Source organism: Erythrobacter sp. K21-9 (assembly GCF_055808355.1).
Window position 1 is genome coordinate 1,250,823 of sequence record NZ_CM147866.1, and the last position, 15,656, is coordinate 1,266,478.

14 protein-coding genes, 1 tRNA gene and 3 pseudogenes are annotated in these 15,656 nt (G+C 60.0%); 12 read left to right on the forward strand and 6 right to left on the reverse strand.

Going from position 1 to position 15,656, the window contains the following annotated elements; all coding sequences use genetic code 11:
- Window positions 1-16: 16 nt before the first annotated feature.
- Complete coding sequence (locus tag AC0L39_RS06325) at window positions 17-910, reverse strand: hypothetical protein (protein ID WP_473261647.1); 894 nt, start codon at window positions 908-910, stop codon at window positions 17-19.
- A gap of 26 nt (window positions 911-936) precedes the next feature.
- On the reverse strand, window positions 937-1,725 hold the full coding sequence (locus AC0L39_RS06330; protein WP_473261649.1) for a TrmH family RNA methyltransferase: 789 nt from the start codon (window positions 1,723-1,725) through the stop codon (window positions 937-939).
- A 165-nt stretch (window positions 1,726-1,890) separates the two neighbouring features.
- Between AC0L39_RS06330 and AC0L39_RS06335 the strand changes: the two genes are divergently transcribed.
- Window positions 1,891-1,976 (forward strand) — tRNA-Tyr (locus AC0L39_RS06335).
- A 134-nt stretch (window positions 1,977-2,110) separates the two neighbouring features.
- Window positions 2,111-3,252: pseudogene (locus AC0L39_RS06340) on the forward strand (beta-ketoacyl-ACP synthase III).
- Here the strand turns inward: AC0L39_RS06340 and AC0L39_RS06345 are convergent.
- A complete protein-coding gene (locus AC0L39_RS06345) occupies window positions 3,213-4,307 on the reverse strand; it encodes a phosphatase PAP2 family protein (protein WP_473261651.1) in 1,095 nt (364 codons plus the stop codon). The pseudogene AC0L39_RS06340 and the gene AC0L39_RS06345 sit on opposite strands and share 40 nt — an antisense overlap.
- Window positions 4,308-4,508: 201 nt before the next feature.
- Between AC0L39_RS06345 and AC0L39_RS06350 the strand changes: the two genes are divergently transcribed.
- The 4 genes and pseudogenes from AC0L39_RS06350 (at window position 4,509) to tsf (ending at window position 8,480) form a co-directional block, all read left to right on the forward strand.
- A complete protein-coding gene (locus tag AC0L39_RS06350) occupies window positions 4,509-5,261 on the forward strand; it encodes a phosphatidylserine decarboxylase (RefSeq protein WP_473262302.1) in 753 nt (250 codons plus the stop codon).
- A 22-nt stretch (window positions 5,262-5,283) separates the two neighbouring features.
- Window positions 5,284-6,163: pseudogene (locus tag AC0L39_RS06355) on the forward strand (CDP-alcohol phosphatidyltransferase family protein).
- A gap of 529 nt (window positions 6,164-6,692) precedes the next feature.
- The gene (gene rpsB, locus AC0L39_RS06360; protein ID WP_473261653.1) at window positions 6,693-7,448 is read left to right on the forward strand and encodes a 30S ribosomal protein S2; all 756 of its coding nucleotides are present in this window, start codon (window positions 6,693-6,695) and stop codon (window positions 7,446-7,448) included.
- A gap of 105 nt (window positions 7,449-7,553) precedes the next feature.
- Window positions 7,554-8,480 carry a translation elongation factor Ts gene (gene tsf, locus AC0L39_RS06365; RefSeq protein WP_473261654.1) on the forward strand — a complete coding sequence of 309 codons (927 nt, stop codon included), beginning with the start codon at window positions 7,554-7,556 and terminating at the stop codon, window positions 8,478-8,480.
- Window positions 8,481-8,553: 73 nt separating this feature from the next.
- Here tsf and AC0L39_RS06370 read toward each other — a convergent pair whose 3' ends face one another.
- Genes AC0L39_RS06370 through AC0L39_RS06380 form a run of 3 tightly spaced genes read right to left on the reverse strand, consistent with a single transcriptional unit; the run spans window position 8,554 to window position 10,492 of the window.
- Complete coding sequence (locus AC0L39_RS06370; RefSeq protein WP_473261656.1) at window positions 8,554-8,892, reverse strand: hypothetical protein; 339 nt, start codon at window positions 8,890-8,892, stop codon at window positions 8,554-8,556.
- Window positions 8,893-8,952: 60 nt separating this feature from the next.
- A complete protein-coding gene (locus AC0L39_RS06375; protein ID WP_473261657.1) occupies window positions 8,953-9,765 on the reverse strand; it encodes a metallophosphoesterase in 813 nt (270 codons plus the stop codon).
- Window positions 9,766-9,823: 58 nt separating this feature from the next.
- The gene (locus tag AC0L39_RS06380; protein ID WP_473261659.1) at window positions 9,824-10,492 is read right to left on the reverse strand and encodes a JmjC domain-containing protein; all 669 of its coding nucleotides are present in this window, start codon (window positions 10,490-10,492) and stop codon (window positions 9,824-9,826) included.
- Window positions 10,493-10,577: 85 nt separating this feature from the next.
- On the opposite strand from AC0L39_RS06380, the gene pyrH reads away from it, so the two are divergent.
- From pyrH to rseP, 6 genes and pseudogenes are all read left to right on the forward strand, one after another.
- Complete coding sequence (gene pyrH / locus AC0L39_RS06385) at window positions 10,578-11,300, forward strand: UMP kinase (protein ID WP_473261661.1); 723 nt, start codon at window positions 10,578-10,580, stop codon at window positions 11,298-11,300.
- 3 nt (window positions 11,301-11,303) lie between these two features.
- Complete coding sequence (frr, locus tag AC0L39_RS06390) at window positions 11,304-11,861, forward strand: ribosome recycling factor (protein WP_473261662.1); 558 nt, start codon at window positions 11,304-11,306, stop codon at window positions 11,859-11,861.
- A 24-nt stretch (window positions 11,862-11,885) separates the two neighbouring features.
- Window positions 11,886-12,608 carry a polyprenyl diphosphate synthase gene (uppS, locus tag AC0L39_RS06395; protein ID WP_473261663.1) on the forward strand — a complete coding sequence of 241 codons (723 nt, stop codon included), beginning with the start codon at window positions 11,886-11,888 and terminating at the stop codon, window positions 12,606-12,608.
- Window positions 12,595-13,356 carry a phosphatidate cytidylyltransferase gene (locus AC0L39_RS06400; protein ID WP_473261664.1) on the forward strand — a complete coding sequence of 254 codons (762 nt, stop codon included), beginning with the start codon at window positions 12,595-12,597 and terminating at the stop codon, window positions 13,354-13,356. The genes uppS and AC0L39_RS06400 overlap by 14 nt, the downstream gene beginning before the upstream one ends.
- Window positions 13,353-14,517: pseudogene (dxr, locus tag AC0L39_RS06405) on the forward strand (1-deoxy-D-xylulose-5-phosphate reductoisomerase). The gene AC0L39_RS06400 and the pseudogene dxr overlap by 4 nt, the downstream one beginning before the upstream one ends.
- A complete protein-coding gene (gene rseP, locus AC0L39_RS06410) occupies window positions 14,510-15,643 on the forward strand; it encodes an RIP metalloprotease RseP (protein WP_473261666.1) in 1,134 nt (377 codons plus the stop codon). The pseudogene dxr and the gene rseP overlap by 8 nt, the downstream one beginning before the upstream one ends.
- The last annotated feature ends 13 nt before the right edge of the window (window positions 15,644-15,656 follow it).

The window sequence follows — 15,656 nt, forward strand, 5'->3', positions numbered from 1 at the left end:
CGGCTAGTGCGCCGTCTCAGTCGCCGCCAATCGAGATCAGCGCAGTTGGGGCCGCAGCAGTGCGCTGCGAAATGTCCCATGTCAGCTTTTCGCCTCCGGCTACCGCACTCGGGCCTTCGTCGGTGTTGTTTGCCCGGATATTCAAGTCGCCCCTGGTCACAATGGTGAAGGTGCCTTCAAGCTGCGGGATATCGGCCAGAGCCTCTTCGCTTTTGCTGCCTTCGCCCATTGCAGCCATACCGGCCATCCCGGCGAAGCCACCCATTCCGCCCATCATCGCGCCCATTGGATTATTGCCATCCTGAGCCGCGAAACCGGGCGCATTCACCCGGACAACCTTGCCATCGCGGATGATCATCTGGACGAATGGATTGGTCATCGGCACATCTTCGATCACCGGGAAGAGGAAATCGTGAGTGATCTTGCCGCTCACTTGATAGGTGACATCGAATACACCGTTGCCTTTCGATTCGACGCGGTTCCACCCTTCATGGCGCAGCAGCAGCGCGGTCAGCTCTTCCACCGCTTCAGGATCGCTGGGGTCTATACCTCCGGTGATCGCTGCCATCTGCTCGGCCTGTTCTTTGGCCTTGGCGGCGCGGGCTTCGGCGCCGGCTTCCCATTCCGCGCGTTGCTCGGCCACTTCGGCATCGGTGCAAGCACGCGTTTCGAAATCATCGTCATAGCATTCCGAAGGTTCGAACTCTTCGGCAGCCGCGCCCATCTGCGCCAGGCTCGACAGGCCGAGGAAAAATATCTCGCCTTCATAAGAGAAGGTGAAGCTTTCATCTTCGCTCAGGACTAGCTCCGACGTGAACTTGCCGGGCGTAATGAAACAGCCGGTTAGCAGCAGAGAAAGGGCGGCGAGCAGGCTGGCGGCGCCCATGCGGATCGATGTGGTTTTTGTCATGATACTATCCTCCCCCGTGGATGTTACTATCTGGTTGCCACCGCATATAAAGCGATGGCCGCGGCGTTCGATACATTGAGACTCTCGATCGCCGAAGAGATTGGCAGCCGGGCCAGCGCATCGCAATGCTGCGTGATATTGTGACGCATCCCTTCGCCTTCCGCGCCCAGGACGATCGCGACCGGACCGGCAGGAAGCGCTTCTTCCAGAACCGCGTCTGCCTCTCCTGCCATGCCGATCCGCCAGTATCCCGCATCTGCCAGTTCATCGAGCGCGCGCGCAAGGTTGACCACACGGATCCACGGCACCGTCTCGAGCGCTCCGGATGCGGACTTTGCCAGCACTCCGCCCTCGGGAGGAGCATGGCGGTCCTGCGTCACGATACACGCCGCATTGAATGCCGCCGCCGAGCGCAGGATTGCGCCGACATTGTGCGGATCGGTTACCTGGTCGAGGACAACGACCGGGCGCGCAGGATCGCCATGCGCGACATCATCGAGGAATGACCCGTCGAGCGGTTCGCATTCGAGTACGAGCCCTTGATGCGGCGCATCCTTGGCCACTAGCCGCGCAAGGTCCGCGACCTCGGCATATTCGACCGGAAAATCGGGCGGAAGCTCACCGTCGAGCGTCTCGATCGCGTCGCGCGTCGCCCACAATTTGCGGTGCTGGCGGTCGGGGTTCTTGAGCGCTGCCTCTACCGGGTGCCGGCCCCACAGCCGGACATGACCGGACGTACCCTTACCCGATCCGCGTCCGCCTTTCATTCGCCCCGCGCGGCCGCGTAATGCGCGTTTTCGATCACCTTTGGCCATGCTCGCTCCAGTATATAGGTTCTTTCGCCAGCCCCCCTGCCAGCAGCCCCATTGACAGGCAAGCGCCGCTTCGCCAAAGGGGCGCCTCTCGGCAGCGCACTGCCCGTCATCGGACAGCGCGCAACTTCCAGCAGAGCAGCGATTTGTTCCTGCAAGGCATGGTGTGGACAGGTGGCCGAGTGGTTAAAGGCAGCAGACTGTAAATCTGCCCGCGCAAGCGTACGCTGGTTCGAATCCAGCCCTGTCCACCATTTGCCTCCACGAGAATCCGATTGGAAATTTCGTACCGTAATTTCGCCGGGCTGTATGCACAGCGCGCTCCTGCTTGCCCTTGCCGGGGGTGAGGGAGGGTATTATTGCCCGCATCCCCCAATGAAAGAAGGCCATGCAGACCGTGCAACCCACCCATCGCCCTGTAATCTCCGCGACCGGCCTCTACACGCCCGAGGCATCGATCTCGAACGAGGAGCTGGTCGAGAGCTTCAATGAATTCGTCAATCGCCACAATGATCGCCATGCGGAGGAAATCGCAGCGGGAGATGTCGAGGCGCTCCAGCATTCCTCGGTCGAATTCATCGAGAAGGCGAGCGGGATCAAGTCGCGGCACGTGATGGCGAAAGAGCCGGTGCTCGATCCAGATGTGATGAGCCCTCGCTGGGATGAGCGTTCAAATGACGAAATTTCGATCATGGCCGAAATCGGTGTGATCGCTGCGCGGCAGGCGCTCGAGCGGGCGGGGCGGAAGGCCGAGGATGTCGATGCCGTGCTGTGCGCAGCATCGAACATGCAGCGCGCCTATCCGGCTATGGCGATTGAAATTCAGCAGGAACTGGGGATCGACGGCTTTGGCTTCGATATGAATGTTGCGTGTTCTTCGGCCACTTTCGGAATTCAGACCGCCGCTGATTACGTGCGCGCAGGAAATGCCAAGAGCGTGCTGGTCGTTAGCCCGGAGATCACGTCCGGTCACCTCAATTGGCGGGACCGCGACAGCCACTTCATTTTTGGCGATGTCGCAACGGTACCGTGCTGGTGGAGGACGCAGCGATGGCGCCCGAGCAGCACTGGGATATCCTAAGCACCAAGCTCAAGACGGTCTTCTCGAACAACATCCGCAACAATTTCGGTTTTCTCAATCGCGCACATCCACAGACGGCTGAGAACGCAGACAAGCTTTTCGTCCAGGAAGGCCGGAAGGTCTTCAAGGAAGTTGTCCCGATGGTCGCGCAGATGATTATCGACGAAGCGGAAAAGCTCCAGATGGACCCGGCCACCTTGCGCCGCCTCTGGCTCCACCAGGCCAATGCCGGGATGAATCGCCTGATTGCGCAGCGCGTGCTCGGCCACGAAGCCGATGATGACGAGAGCCCGACGGTCCTCGATACCTATGGCAACACGTCGAGCGCGGGATCGATCATCGCGTTTCACTTGAACAGCGATGACCTGAAAGGAGGAGATACCGGGCTGATCTGCAGCTTCGGTGCCGGTTACTCCGCCGGGACGGTATTCGTGCGCAAGGTCGCCTGACGCGCCAGCACGGCATCCCATGCGGTGATGATCCGCTGCGATACCCACCAGATCGCCGCAACAGCGATCAGCGAAACCAGACCGTCCACCGCATAATGGTAGGCGAGGTGGACGCTACTGATCCACGTAATGAAGAAGAACACGCCAAAGAACGCGCCCCAACCGGCATGGATGCGGCGGACCGCTATCCAGTAAAGAAACGCTATTGCGCAATGCATGCTGGGCATGGCAGTAATCCCGCTTCCAAGCCCGTTCTCTGCTGTTCCATACCATTCGAGAAGCAGGCCCTGCACACGCAAGGTCATGACCGGAACCTGCTCATTCGCTGCATTTAAATACGCCATCTGGGCATCGAAATGCGGATCACCGAATAGTGGGCCGACAAAGCACGGGCCGACAGACGCAAGCCAGGTCGCCATGGCTCCCCCGATCAACGTCCAGCTCAGCACATATGACAGGAAGAACTGCCGGCGAAGTTGGCTGTCGACCTTCGCGAAGGCGAAATACATCACGCCGGGATAGAGCAGCAGAAACCAGAGCTGGTACAGGAGCGCCAGAAACGCCGTGACGATCGGGAATCCCAGGACCGGCTGCAAAACCTCCCAGGCGTCGTATCCGAAGAAGATTGCGCGGTCCCATTGAATGAAAGCCTCGTCCCAGGTGTAATCGTTGAAGAGCGGGATCGCTGACTTCATTTTCGAGAAGAACGGAAGCAGGATCACCGCAACGCCCAGCATTGGCAGCCCGGCATAAACCACCTGCTTGAACCGGGGCGTGGAATAGCGCGCTTTCAAATGCGCAATCGGGCTGTCGGGCCGATGGCGATAGAGTTCGCGGCTTGCATCGAAGCATGCGAGCAGGACCACGAACAAGCCGAAAATCTGCACATTGACCACGGCACCGCCGAGGCTCGGATTGATTCCGCGCGACGCGAGTAGTCCGATGCACAGCGACATCAGCGCGATACCGACGACGTAGATCGGAACTTCGCGCAGCCAGCGCTGCTGCGAACTCTCGTTCACGGCTTCCAGCGATGTTTCTGCGGAGGGATTCATTGCGGTTGCTCGTCGCATGTGTGGGTTTCGAGGGCCTGATTACGGTAAACGTCTCACTAAAACGTGAATAATGACCGAAAGGGCGTTGGTCTGCCGATGGCCCGGGCGAATGGCTCAATTGCTTGAAGATTGAAGAGTTTGCTGCGCATGAAAGGCTCTGTTCGCTTGCGAGCAGGCGCTATGCTGCCTATCTGCGAGCGTATGGCAGGTGAAATTCTCGATAATCAGGGGCGCGGCGATGCTGGCTGGAGCTGGCCGCCGATCCACCCCGAAGGACGCAAATATGGCGTGATCGCGGTCGCTATCAGCCTAGTACCGCTGTTGATCTTCGACTGGGAGATCATCGGCTGGCCGCTGCTGATGCTTTCCGTAGGCGTGTTCGCCTTTTTCCGTGACCCGGAGCGAGTCGTGCCGCAGGCGGATAATGCGATTGTTGCTCCGGCGGACGGGGTGGTGTCGCTCATCACCACCGTCGAGCCGCCGCCTGAATTGCAGGTCGATGACGGATCGGGGCATCCCGGCCTTCCCGACGGCCCCGTCACACGCATTTCGATATTCATGAGCGTGTTCGATGTTCACATCAACCGGGCGCCGATTGCCGGGACAATTCGGCGTCTCGTCTACATTCCAGGCAAGTTCGTGAACGCCGACCTCGACAAGGCAAGCGAAGAAAACGAGCGCCAGCATATCCTGGTCGAGCGCAATGACGGCAAGGCAATCGGCTTCACCCAGATTGCCGGACTGGTCGCGCGGAGGATCGTTCCATTTGTGAAGCCCGGCGATACCGTCGCCAAGGGACAGCGGGTTGGCCTGATCAGGTTCGGCAGCCGGGTCGATGTGTATCTGCCTGCAGGTACTGATGCGAAAGTCTTGCTCGGACAGCGCTGTATCGCCGGTGAGACGATCCTGGCAGAGCTCGGCACACAGAGCTTGCTGGAAGGCATCTCGCAATGATGCCTCCAGCCAAGACCGCGCTTTGAAGAAACCGTCAGTCAGAAATCCCGCCAATCCGTCCGGCGCCAGGCTCGGTCCCAAAGCGGCTGAGGACGATGACGCGGAACGCGTAGGCGAAGCGCGTCCACTCAGCCTACGCGCGATGTTGCCCAATGCGATTACGTACCGCAGCTTTATGCGCGGGGCTGACCGGAATTCGGTTCGCGGTCGAGGGGCAGTGGGCTTTTGCCATTCTTGCAGTGATCCTGGCCGGGGTTCTCGATGGGCTTGATGGACGAATAGCTCGGTTGCTGAACGCGCAATCCCGGTTTGGTGCCGAGTTGGACAGTCTTGCGGACTCGCTTTCTTTCGGGATGGCCCCCGCGCTCATCCTGTACATGTGGTCATTGCAGGAGCTCGACCGTTTCGGCTGGTTCGCGGCGCTTGCCTTCGCCATTTGCTGCGCGCTGCGACTTGCCCGTTTCAATGCGCAGATAGACGTCGATGAGCAGCCGCACAAATCGGCAGGCTTCCTGACTGGTGTCCCGGCTCCTGTGGGCGCTGGACTGGCTTTTGCACCGTTCTATCTTTGGCAGGAAACGGGGGTGGAACTGTTCCGCGATCCGATCTTTCTTTCGATCTGGATCAGCCTGATCGCTGTGCTCCTGATTTCCAACATGGCAACGTTGAGCTGGGCGGCGATACGTCCGCGCCGGGGTATTAGGCTGTGGTTGATCGCGCTGATGACGCTAGCATTTGCAGCGTTGTTGCTGGAGCCGTGGTGGTCGCTGACCGCCCTCAGCGCAGTCTATCTCGCTCTCATGCCCTATGCGCTGATCAAGTATGGCAGGATCAAGCGGCGCCGAGCAGGCGGGCAGGCGCTCTCCCACGGCGCGGCAAGCGAGTCGCAAACGGACGAGTAGCTCCCGTCGAAACCCGCGGCGCGGCCGGTCGAACCCTGACAATCTGAGCCTCAACCTGCGGGACGAAACCCGCCTTCATCAAAGCGGTCTGCCGTTTGAGCGACGCGTAGGCACTGCTGGCGCGCAGCCCGCAATCGATCAGTGTCAAAGCGGTGGCGATGCCAATTACGGTTACCAGAATGGTGAGCGTCGCTGTGATCATGGCCGTTTCCCCTTCGCTATCGACGCAGCCAGATCAAAACGCTGGACTGCATCAGTAGATGTCCGTACTATCTTTGTTCTTCAACCTATGTTCCTTATATGTTCCAGCAGGTCAAGCGGAAAATTGAGCAGGCAGGCCATTTTCTTCGAAAAGACTGGATTTCTGCGCAAGCCGTCGCTAATTGCGCGGCCTCGCTGAAAACGCGGGGCACTCCGCCCGGCTGATTCAGCGAAATTCACATGGAAGGCGCTTCACACCGGTGCTGCCAGCGGGATCTCCGCCAGCGGTTCCAAGCCTTCCAGAGGACTAACCGGAAAGGAATTACCTATGGCGGCCACTACCGTCACAATGCAGCAATTGATTGAGGCCGGCGCACATTTCGGCCACCAGACCCACCGCTGGAACCCGCGGATGAAGCCGTACATTTTCGGCAACCGCAATGGTGTTCACATCATTGACCTGTCGCAGACCGTGCCGCTGTTCGCGCGCGCTCTCGATTTCGTCGAGCAGACTGTCCGTTCGGGCGGCAAGGTTCTGTTTGTCGGCACCAAGCGTCAGGCGCAGGAGCCGATTGCTGAAGCAGCTCGCGCCTCGGGCCAGCACTTCGTCAATCACCGCTGGCTCGGCGGCATGCTGACCAACTGGAAGACCATCAGCGGTTCGATCAAGCGTCTCAAGACCCTTGAAGAGCAGCTTTCGGGCGAAACCGGCGGTTTCACCAAGAAAGAAGTCCTGCAGCTGACGCGTGAGCGTGAGAAGCTGGAACTGTCGCTTGGCGGCATCCGCGACATGGGCGGCATTCCGGACGTGATGTTCGTGATCGACGCCAACAAGGAAGACCTCGCCATCAAGGAAGCAGCCGTGCTCGGCATTCCGGTGATCGCGGTGCTCGATACCAATGTCGATCCGACCGGTATCGCTTTCCCTGTTCCTGGCAATGACGATGCAAGCCGCGCGGTTCGCCTCTATTGCCAGGCAATCGGCGATGCAGCGAATGCCGGCAAGGGCGGCGCACAAGCCGATTCGGGCGAAGACGTTGGCGCCATGGCAGAGCCACCGGCGGAAGTCGCAGCCGAAGCCTGAACTTGATTTTGTTGGATGCGCGTCAATCGCGCGTCACAATCGCAAACTAGCGCGCCGGGCATCCCTAGAAGGCCCGGCGCCTCAAATCTTTGAAGGAATTCAAAAATGGCCGATTTCACCGTCGCCGATGTGAAGACCCTGCGCGAGAAAACTGGCGCGGGCATGATGGACGCCAAGAAGGCGCTGACCGAAGCAGGCGGCGACATCGAAGCCGCTGTCGACGCGCTGCGCGCCAAGGGCCTCGCTACTGCACAGAAGAAGTCCAGTCGTACCGCGGCAGAGGGCCTCGTCGGTGTCGCTGTCGAGGGCACCAAGGGCGTTGCTGTCGAAGTGAACTCCGAAACCGATTTCGTTGCGAAGAACGATCAGTTCCAGGATTTCGTCCGCAAGACCACCGATGTCGCCCTTACGCTCGGCAATGACGATGTCGAAGCGCTGAAGGCTGCGAGCTATCCCGATGGCGGCACCGTGTCCGACAAGCTGACCGACAATGTTGCGACCATTGGCGAGAACCAGCAGATCCGCCGCATGAAGACCGTTTCGGTCGGCAACGGCGCTGTTGTCTCCTATGTCCACAACGCCGCTGCAGAAGGTCTCGGCAAGATCGGCGTCCTGGTCGCTCTCGAAGGCGATGCTAGCGACGACGTCCTTGCGACGCTTGGCAAGGACATTGCGCAGCACGCCGCTGCGATGTTCCCGCAGGCGCTCGACGCCGACGGCCTCGACGCCGACGTGATCGCGCGCGAGCGCGCCATTGCACAGGAAAAGGCTGCCGAAAGCGGCAAGCCTGAGAATGTGCAGGAAAAGATGGTCGAAGGCGCGGTCAAGAAATACGCCAAGGAAAACGCGCTGCTCAGCCAGATCTTTGTCAAGGATGGCAAGGCAACCGTGGAAGAGTACGTCGCGCGCACTGCGAACGAAGCTGGCGCCACGATCAAGCTCGTTGACTATGTTCGCTTCCAGCTCGGCGAAGGCATCGAGAAAGAAGAGAGCGACTTCGCAGCAGAAGTCGCAGCTGCTGTTGGCGGCTAAGCTTCCCTCAGCTTCGAATGATCAAGGGCCGTCGCAGCAACAAACGCTGCGGCGGCCTTTCTTTTTGCACGATCTACTTGATCTGACCGTAGCCTTCGAACTTCGCTGGATCGGTACCGCAACCGGTAATTGCGGCGACTGTCTGCGGTGTCTGTTCGGCTGCGATCAGGTCCTTCCAGGGCACATTATCGACGAGGCAGCCTGCCTGTTCCTCGCTCAGTTCGAATTGCCTTCCCCATGTCGCGATCATGGTCTCGCGGCGCTTTGCGGCTTCCCCGCGATCGGCGACGGCGCTGGTTTCGGATGAGGCTTCACTCGCCGAGCTTGCCCCACCGGCTTCGTCCAGAGATGCGGTGTCGCTTCCGCAAGATGCGAGCAAGATGGGTGCGGCGATGATTGCTACTTGTCTCATGTTACCCCCGAGAAGCACGATGTGCATCGTGTTGTAGCACAATCGGGCGTTCAGATCATTTCATGGGGCGGGCCGGATCTCGATCAGCCAAATTTCCGGCTGCGTGAAGAGCCGGATCGGCAGGAGACTTGTCCCGAGACCCGCCGTGGTCACCAGCGTCTTGCCGTGCTGCTCCATGATCCCGCAGGCATACAGGTTGCCATAATTCGACATCGTCGCTGGGGCTCCGCCCCAGGGATAGGCGATCTGTCCGCAATGGGTGTGCCCCGCGAGTATAAGATCGACATCAACCGGTACCTGCGGAAACACATCGGGACTATGGGTCAGGACCACGCGCGGTCCAGTAAGCGGCTCCATCGCGGCCGAGGTCGCGTCCAAATCAGCCCGTTTGGTGAAATCATCATCGACCCCGCCAACTGCGATCGGGCCAAATTGCGCCGCCTGGTTTCTGAGCACAGTGATTTGATCGTGCCGACCAAGCTGGCCAGAAAGCGCAGGCCAATCATACCAGTATTCGTGGTTTCCCGGCACGAAGACCACACCATAGGTTGCCTCGAGCGCGGCAAGCGGATCCACGATCTCCTTCGCACTGTAGATCTTCGTGGCGGTGCGCTTTTCACTGACGAGATCACCTGCAATGGCGACCAGGTCCGGTTGCAGCGCGTTTATTTGCCCTACGATCCGCGCGAGCCTTTCCGGCGGCATATCCGGACCGGCGACATGGATATCGGCAACAAAGGCAATTGTCACCGAGGACGAACCGGACGGAAGGGCTGAGCTTGAAATCGCGAAGTGCTGGACCACGGGATCGCGCAGCGTGTCACTCCACGCCTTCCCGGCAAAGACTACGCCTGCCGCAAACGCCGCAAGCAATAGTATCGCCAATGCTCTGCCAAGCCTCCGACCGGGCCTGACCGGCATCGCCGCGCGATCAGCCCCAGACATCATAATTCAGTGCACAAAAACCGAGGCCGAGATGCAGCGAACTGCCGCCGACCGTGTCGCATTCATGCGGCATGCCGGCTGGCACGAAAAGAAACTCGCCTGCTTGCAAAGTATGCTCGAAAACCGGGTTGGCTTCCTTGCCAGCCTGACCATCCTTGCCTTCGGCATCGATTTCCGGGGCGAAGATACGCCAGCGTTTGGCGCCTTCGATCTGCACGAGAAAAAGATCGATCGGATCGGCGTGACGGATGAGCGCGCCCGACTTGCCGGTCGATCCGATTGCGCCGACCCTCACCGGTTTGTCGGACCGGTTCAGGTAATCGCGCACAATCGCCGCCAAATGATCGTCGAATCGGTGTGCGGATTCCATAATGACGCTTGCACCGCGGTCTATCACGCGGCCCAGCTTTTCTCGGTCGAGGTCGCCGTCCGTCTGCAGGAATTCCAGCGGGATGAAGTTGCGGTTCGATGATATCCTAACCTCGCCCAAGTCGTTGGCATCAGCCGCCATCGCGCAAAGCCTGTCCCACGAAAACAGATCGCCATCCCAGCGGGTGCACTTACCGGCCTGAAGCGGCAATTTGCGGCGATCGCGGTGTGTGAGGATGGCTTCCGGCGTGATCGGCGCAAGAAAATCAGCCAGAGGCGTGGACACGTTCGCTTGCCTTTCCCTTTGCGTGTATTCGCTTTGCGGCTAAGGGAACCGCCGTCTGGAAACACCAATTGGAATTTGGATAAGTATGCCCATTCCCGAAATCAAGCGCGTCCTCCTCAAACTCTCGGGAGAAGTTTTGATGGGCGAACAGGAATACGGGATTGATCCAGCCTATGTCGCGCGCCTTGCCGAAGAGGTGAAGGCGGCGAAGGAAACCGGTCTTGAGGTGTGTCTCGTGATTGGAGGCGGCAATATCTTTCGCGGCGTTGCAGGCGCGGCGCGCGGCCTCGACCGCACGACGGGCGATTACATGGGGATGCTCGCAACCGTGATGAACGCGCTAGCGATGCAGAATGCACTCGAACAGCTCGGCGCGCAGACGCGCGTGCAATCGGCGATCCCGATGAGCACCGTGTGCGAGCCTTACATTCGCCGGCGGGCGGAGCGGCATCTTGAAAAAGGCCGCATCGTGATCTTCGCAGCAGGCACCGGCAATCCGTTCTTCACCACAGATACGGGCGCCGCTTTGCGCGCCGCTGAATTGGGGTGCGATGCGCTGCTCAAGGGAACCAGCGTGGACGGGGTCTATGATAGCGACCCCAAGATTTACCCCGAGGCGACCCGTTTCGAAACCATCACTTACGACCGTGTCCTGTCGGACAATCTCAAGGTCATGGACGCAACAGCGGTTGCGCTTTGCCGCGAGAACGACATTCCGATAGTGGTGTTTTCAATTCGAGAAAAAGGCAACGTTGCCACCGTCCTCGCGGGCGAAGGCACGCAGACGATTGTACAGAAGGAAGCGTAATCCATGCCGCAATACGACAAGGCAGATATCGAGCGCCGGATGAACGGCGCGGTCGAGGCGCTGAAGAGTGACCTTTCGGGCCTGCGAACGGGCCGGGCCAATGTCAGCTTGCTGGATCCGGTGCAAGTCGAGGTTTACGGGTCCATGATGCCGCTCAACCAGGTGGCCACCGTGAACGCGCCAGAGCCGCGCATGCTGGCGGTGCAGGTGTGGGACAAGACGAATGTCTCCGCGGTTGAGAAAGGCATTACCAAGGCCAATCTGGGTCTGAACCCGATGACCGACGGCCAGACGGTTCGCCTGCCCATGCCCGATCTTACCGAAGAGCGCCGCAAGGAACTGGCGAAGCTTGCCGGCCAATACGCGGAAAAGGCCAAGATCGCGATCCGCAACGTCCGCCGCGACGGGATGGAAGACCTGAAGACCGACGAGAAGAAGAAAGACATCTCGGAGGACGATCGCAAGCGTATGGAAGACGAGGTCCAGAAGCTTACCGACAAATACGTCGCCGAAGCCGATGACGCAGCGGCCAAGAAAGAACAGGAAATCCTGACGCAGTGATGCGTGCGGGGGCAGGGAGAGCCAATGGGCGACATGCCCGCTCAGTCTGACGGACACGCTGGCGCCCATTCGAATGGGGCGGGTGCGCGTCACGTAGCCATCATAATGGATGGTAATGGTCGCTGGGCGAAGAAGCGCGGCCTGCCGCGCTCGATCGGTCATCAGCGCGGTGTCGAGGCGGTGCGGCGGCTGGTGCGCGGGCTGGAGCCAACGGGGCTCGACTGTCTGACGCTCTACGCGTTTTCTTCGGAAAACTGGAAGCGCTCCGAAGACGAAGTCGATGATCTGATGAATCTAATGCGCAAGTTCATTAAATCCGACCTGCCCGAATTCATCGCCAATGACGTGAAGCTCAAGATCATCGGCGACTGGCAATCGCTCGCTCCCGATATTGTCGCCATGCTCGAAGACGCGCTTGCGCAGACCGCGAACGGATCGAGGATGCTTGCGGTGGCACTTAATTATGGTGCGCAGCACGAGATTGCGCGCGCTGCGGCGAAGGCTGCAGAGCATGGCGAGATTACCGCTGAGGGGATCGAGGCACAGCTCGATACGAACGATCTGCCGCCGCTCGACCTGCTGATCCGCACCAGCGGCGAGATTCGCCTCTCGAATTTCCTGCTGTGGCAGGCGGCATATGCAGAAATGCTTTTCGTCGACACGCTATGGCCCGATTTCAAGCCCGAGCATCTCGCTCAGGCACTCGATGATTTTGCCCGGCGGGAGCGTCGCTATGGCGGAAGATAAGGCGCTTTCGAAACGGCAGCGGGCGAAGGAAACGGTTAAGGGGCTCGCAGACCTGCCGATCCGGTTTGTCTCCGGCATTGTGATGGTCGCCATAGTCTCGGTCGCCGTCTGGCTCGGCGGCTGGTGGTGGTCCGGCCTAGTTATCCTTTTGGCTGGCCTGACCCTGTGGGAGTGGAACCGGCTTGTGCGCGGTTTCGAGGTATCGGGCCTGGCCGAGGTGACGTGGCTTTTCTTTGGCGCCGCCTATGTCAGCGCGGCAGCATTCGCAATGGTCGAGGCACGCAACAGTTATGTTCCGCTATTCTTCGCGCTTGGCTTTCTTGCGCCGGTGATCGCGGTCGATGTGGGCGCCTACTTCGCCGGCCGCGCCATCGGCGGGCCGAAGATCGCCCCTTCGATCAGCCCATCCAAGACGTGGGCAGGGCTGGGCGGCGGGGCAGTCGCGGCAAGCCTTGTTGCGCTCGGCGTTCTGTATACTTTTCCGGATGCGGGCCATTTCGGCAATCCGGCGCCGGACGGCGTGCAAATCGCGAACGTGCTCGCAGCTATCGTCGCCGGAATTGTCGTCGCGGTCGTAGCGCAAACAGGCGATTTCTTCGAAAGCTGGATGAAGCGCCGGGCAGGGCGGAAAGATTCTGAGCAACCTGATCCCCGGACATGGCGGCATCTTCGACCGGCTCGACGGGTTTCTTGCCGTTTTCTTGGTGCTGTTCGTCACGCGAATTCTGATAGGATGATGCCGGAATGACTCGTTCGATCACCATCCTCGGTGCCACCGGCTCGATTGGCGCCTCGACCCTCGACCTGATCTCGCCGCGATTCCGACCGTTGGCGGGTAGAGGCGGTGACCGCGAATTGCTCGGCTAAGGAGCTGGCAAAGCTCGCCCGCGAATTCGGAGCAAGGCTTGCCGTCGTTGGAGATGAGGGCTGCCTGGGCGATCTGCGCGAGGCTCTGGCAGGCAGCAATATCGAGGCGGCTGGCGGCGCGCAGGCGCTGTGTGAAGCGGCTGCTCGTCCGGTCGACATCACCGTGGCTGCAATTGTCGGGTGCGCGGGGCTCGGTCCAGTAATGGCGGCGGTAGAGCGCGGCGGTACTATCGCACTTGCGAACAAGGAAGCGCTCGTATCCGCAGGCGAGGTGCTTACCGCAGCGGTCGCGCACCACGGCGCGACGCTGCTTCCGACGGACAGCGAGCACAATGCGATATTCCAATGCCTCGCCGGTAACGATCTCAAGGATGTCGCGCGGATTACGCTTACTGCGAGCGGAGGCCCGTTTCGGACATGGACGCCCGAGCAATTGCAGGCTGCGACTCCCAAACAGGCGGTCGCGCACCCCAACTGGTCGATGGGAGCAAAGATCAGCGTCGATTCGGCAACGATGATGAACAAGGGCCTCGAATTCATCGAGGCACATCATCTCTTCCCGGTCGGGCTCGAAAAGCTGCGGATCGTCGTTCACCCGCAAAGCGTCATTCACTCGATGGTCGAATACCGCGACCGCTCGACGCTCGCGCAGCTTGGCCCCTCGGACATGCGCGTGCCCATTGCGTCGTGCCTCGCTTGGCCCCGGCGAATGGACACACCTTTAGAGCCGCTCGATCTTGCGGGCATTGGCGAGCTGACATTTTTTCCCACGGACGAGGCCCGTTTTCCGGCCACCCGGCTTGCCCGCGAGGCTATCAAGGCAGGAGGCGCCACCCCGGCAATCCTCAATGCTGCGAACGAAATTGCAGTTGCTGCGTTTCTGGACAGTCAGATAGGGTTCATGGGTATTACGGCAGTGGTGGAGAGCACTTTGAGTAAATTTAGCGCTGCTGCGCCCGGCACTCTGGAAGATGTGCTGGAAATCGATGCGGAAGCACGAGCGCGCGCAAGACAATCCCTGGAAAGCACCGCCCTTGTTTGAATCGCCGCCCTTCTGGATGTATCTTGTCGGCTTTCTGCTGTTGCTCGGGCCGCTGATCACCTTGCATGAACTCGGCCATTACCTCGTAGGCCGCTGGTTCGGTGTTGAGGCCGATGCATTCTCGATCGGCTTCGGCAAGGAAATGGCGGGATACACCGATAGGCGCGGCACTCGCTGGAAACTGTCGGCATTGCCGCTTGGCGGATATGTTCAATTCAGGGGCGACATGAACCCCGCATCGGTCCCGGACCCCCATGCGCCGGTCGAGCGGGGCAGTTTTCAGGACGCGGCCCTGTGGAAGCGAGCGTTGATTGTCGCAGCCGGTCCGGTTGCCAATCTACTGATAACCGTCGCGATTTTCGCCTCCCTGTTCGCCCTTTACGGTAAGCCGACCATCGTCGGAGCCGAGGATTCGCGGACCATCGGCGAATTCACGGAAACATCCGTGGCAGCCGAAGCTGGAATGCAGGTCGGCGACACGATCGTCGCAATCGACGGCGTTCCGGTTGACGATTTCGAGGCCGTAAGGTCCGAGATTGCCCTCTATCCGTCCAAGAACCTTGTGGTCACAGCCGAGCGCGACGGAGACAGGCTAGATTTTCCAATGACGACCGAACGGGTCGAGATGACCGATAATTTCGGTAACACGAGTATCGTCGGGCAGATTGGTATCGCTCCATCGGGCGGCGAATACATCATCGAGGATGTCGGCGCGCTGGAATCGGTCCCTATGGCTGTGGCGCACAGCTGGGACGTGCTCGGAATGATGCTTACCGGGCTGAAACAGGTCGTATTGGGCGAACGCTCGATCAAGGAGCTTGGCGGGCCTGTAAAGATTGCCAAATATTCCGGTGAGCAGATGAGCCTCGGGCTGGTCGCGTTTATCAATTTCGCTGCGCTGATCTCGCTTAACTTGGCATTCATCAACTTCTTGCCAATCCCCGCACTCGATGGTGGCCACTTGGCGTTCTACGCCGCGGAAGCGGTTCGTCGGAAGCCGGTTGGACCTGTAGCAACCGAATGGGCGTATCGCACCGGCATTTTCCTTGTGCTTGCGTTCATGGTCGTTGTGACAGTCAACGATGTCACCTCGCTGGCGTTCTTCGGATCGTTATTCGGCAGTTAGCCGGGGAAAGGAA

Excerpts from the sequence above, each read along its gene's own strand:
- AC0L39_RS06325 (WP_473261647.1), bottom strand. The coding sequence starts at position 910 with ATGACAAAAACCACATCGATCCGCATGGGCGCCGCCAGCCTGCTCGCC.
- AC0L39_RS06330 (WP_473261649.1), bottom strand. The coding sequence starts at position 1,725 with ATGGCCAAAGGTGATCGAAAACGCGCATTACGCGGCCGCGCGGGGCGA.
- AC0L39_RS06345 (WP_473261651.1), bottom strand. The coding sequence starts at position 4,307 with ATGAATCCCTCCGCAGAAACATCGCTGGAAGCCGTGAACGAGAGTTCG.
- AC0L39_RS06350 (WP_473262302.1), top strand. The coding sequence starts at position 4,509 with ATGGCAGGTGAAATTCTCGATAATCAGGGGCGCGGCGATGCTGGCTGG.
- rpsB (WP_473261653.1), top strand. The coding sequence starts at position 6,693 with ATGGCGGCCACTACCGTCACAATGCAGCAATTGATTGAGGCCGGCGCA.
- tsf (WP_473261654.1), top strand. The coding sequence starts at position 7,554 with ATGGCCGATTTCACCGTCGCCGATGTGAAGACCCTGCGCGAGAAAACT.
- AC0L39_RS06370 (WP_473261656.1), bottom strand. The coding sequence starts at position 8,892 with ATGAGACAAGTAGCAATCATCGCCGCACCCATCTTGCTCGCATCTTGC.
- pyrH (WP_473261661.1), top strand. The coding sequence starts at position 10,578 with ATGCCCATTCCCGAAATCAAGCGCGTCCTCCTCAAACTCTCGGGAGAA.
- frr (WP_473261662.1), top strand. The coding sequence starts at position 11,304 with ATGCCGCAATACGACAAGGCAGATATCGAGCGCCGGATGAACGGCGCG.
- uppS (WP_473261663.1), top strand. The coding sequence starts at position 11,886 with ATGGGCGACATGCCCGCTCAGTCTGACGGACACGCTGGCGCCCATTCG.
- AC0L39_RS06400 (WP_473261664.1), top strand. The coding sequence starts at position 12,595 with ATGGCGGAAGATAAGGCGCTTTCGAAACGGCAGCGGGCGAAGGAAACG.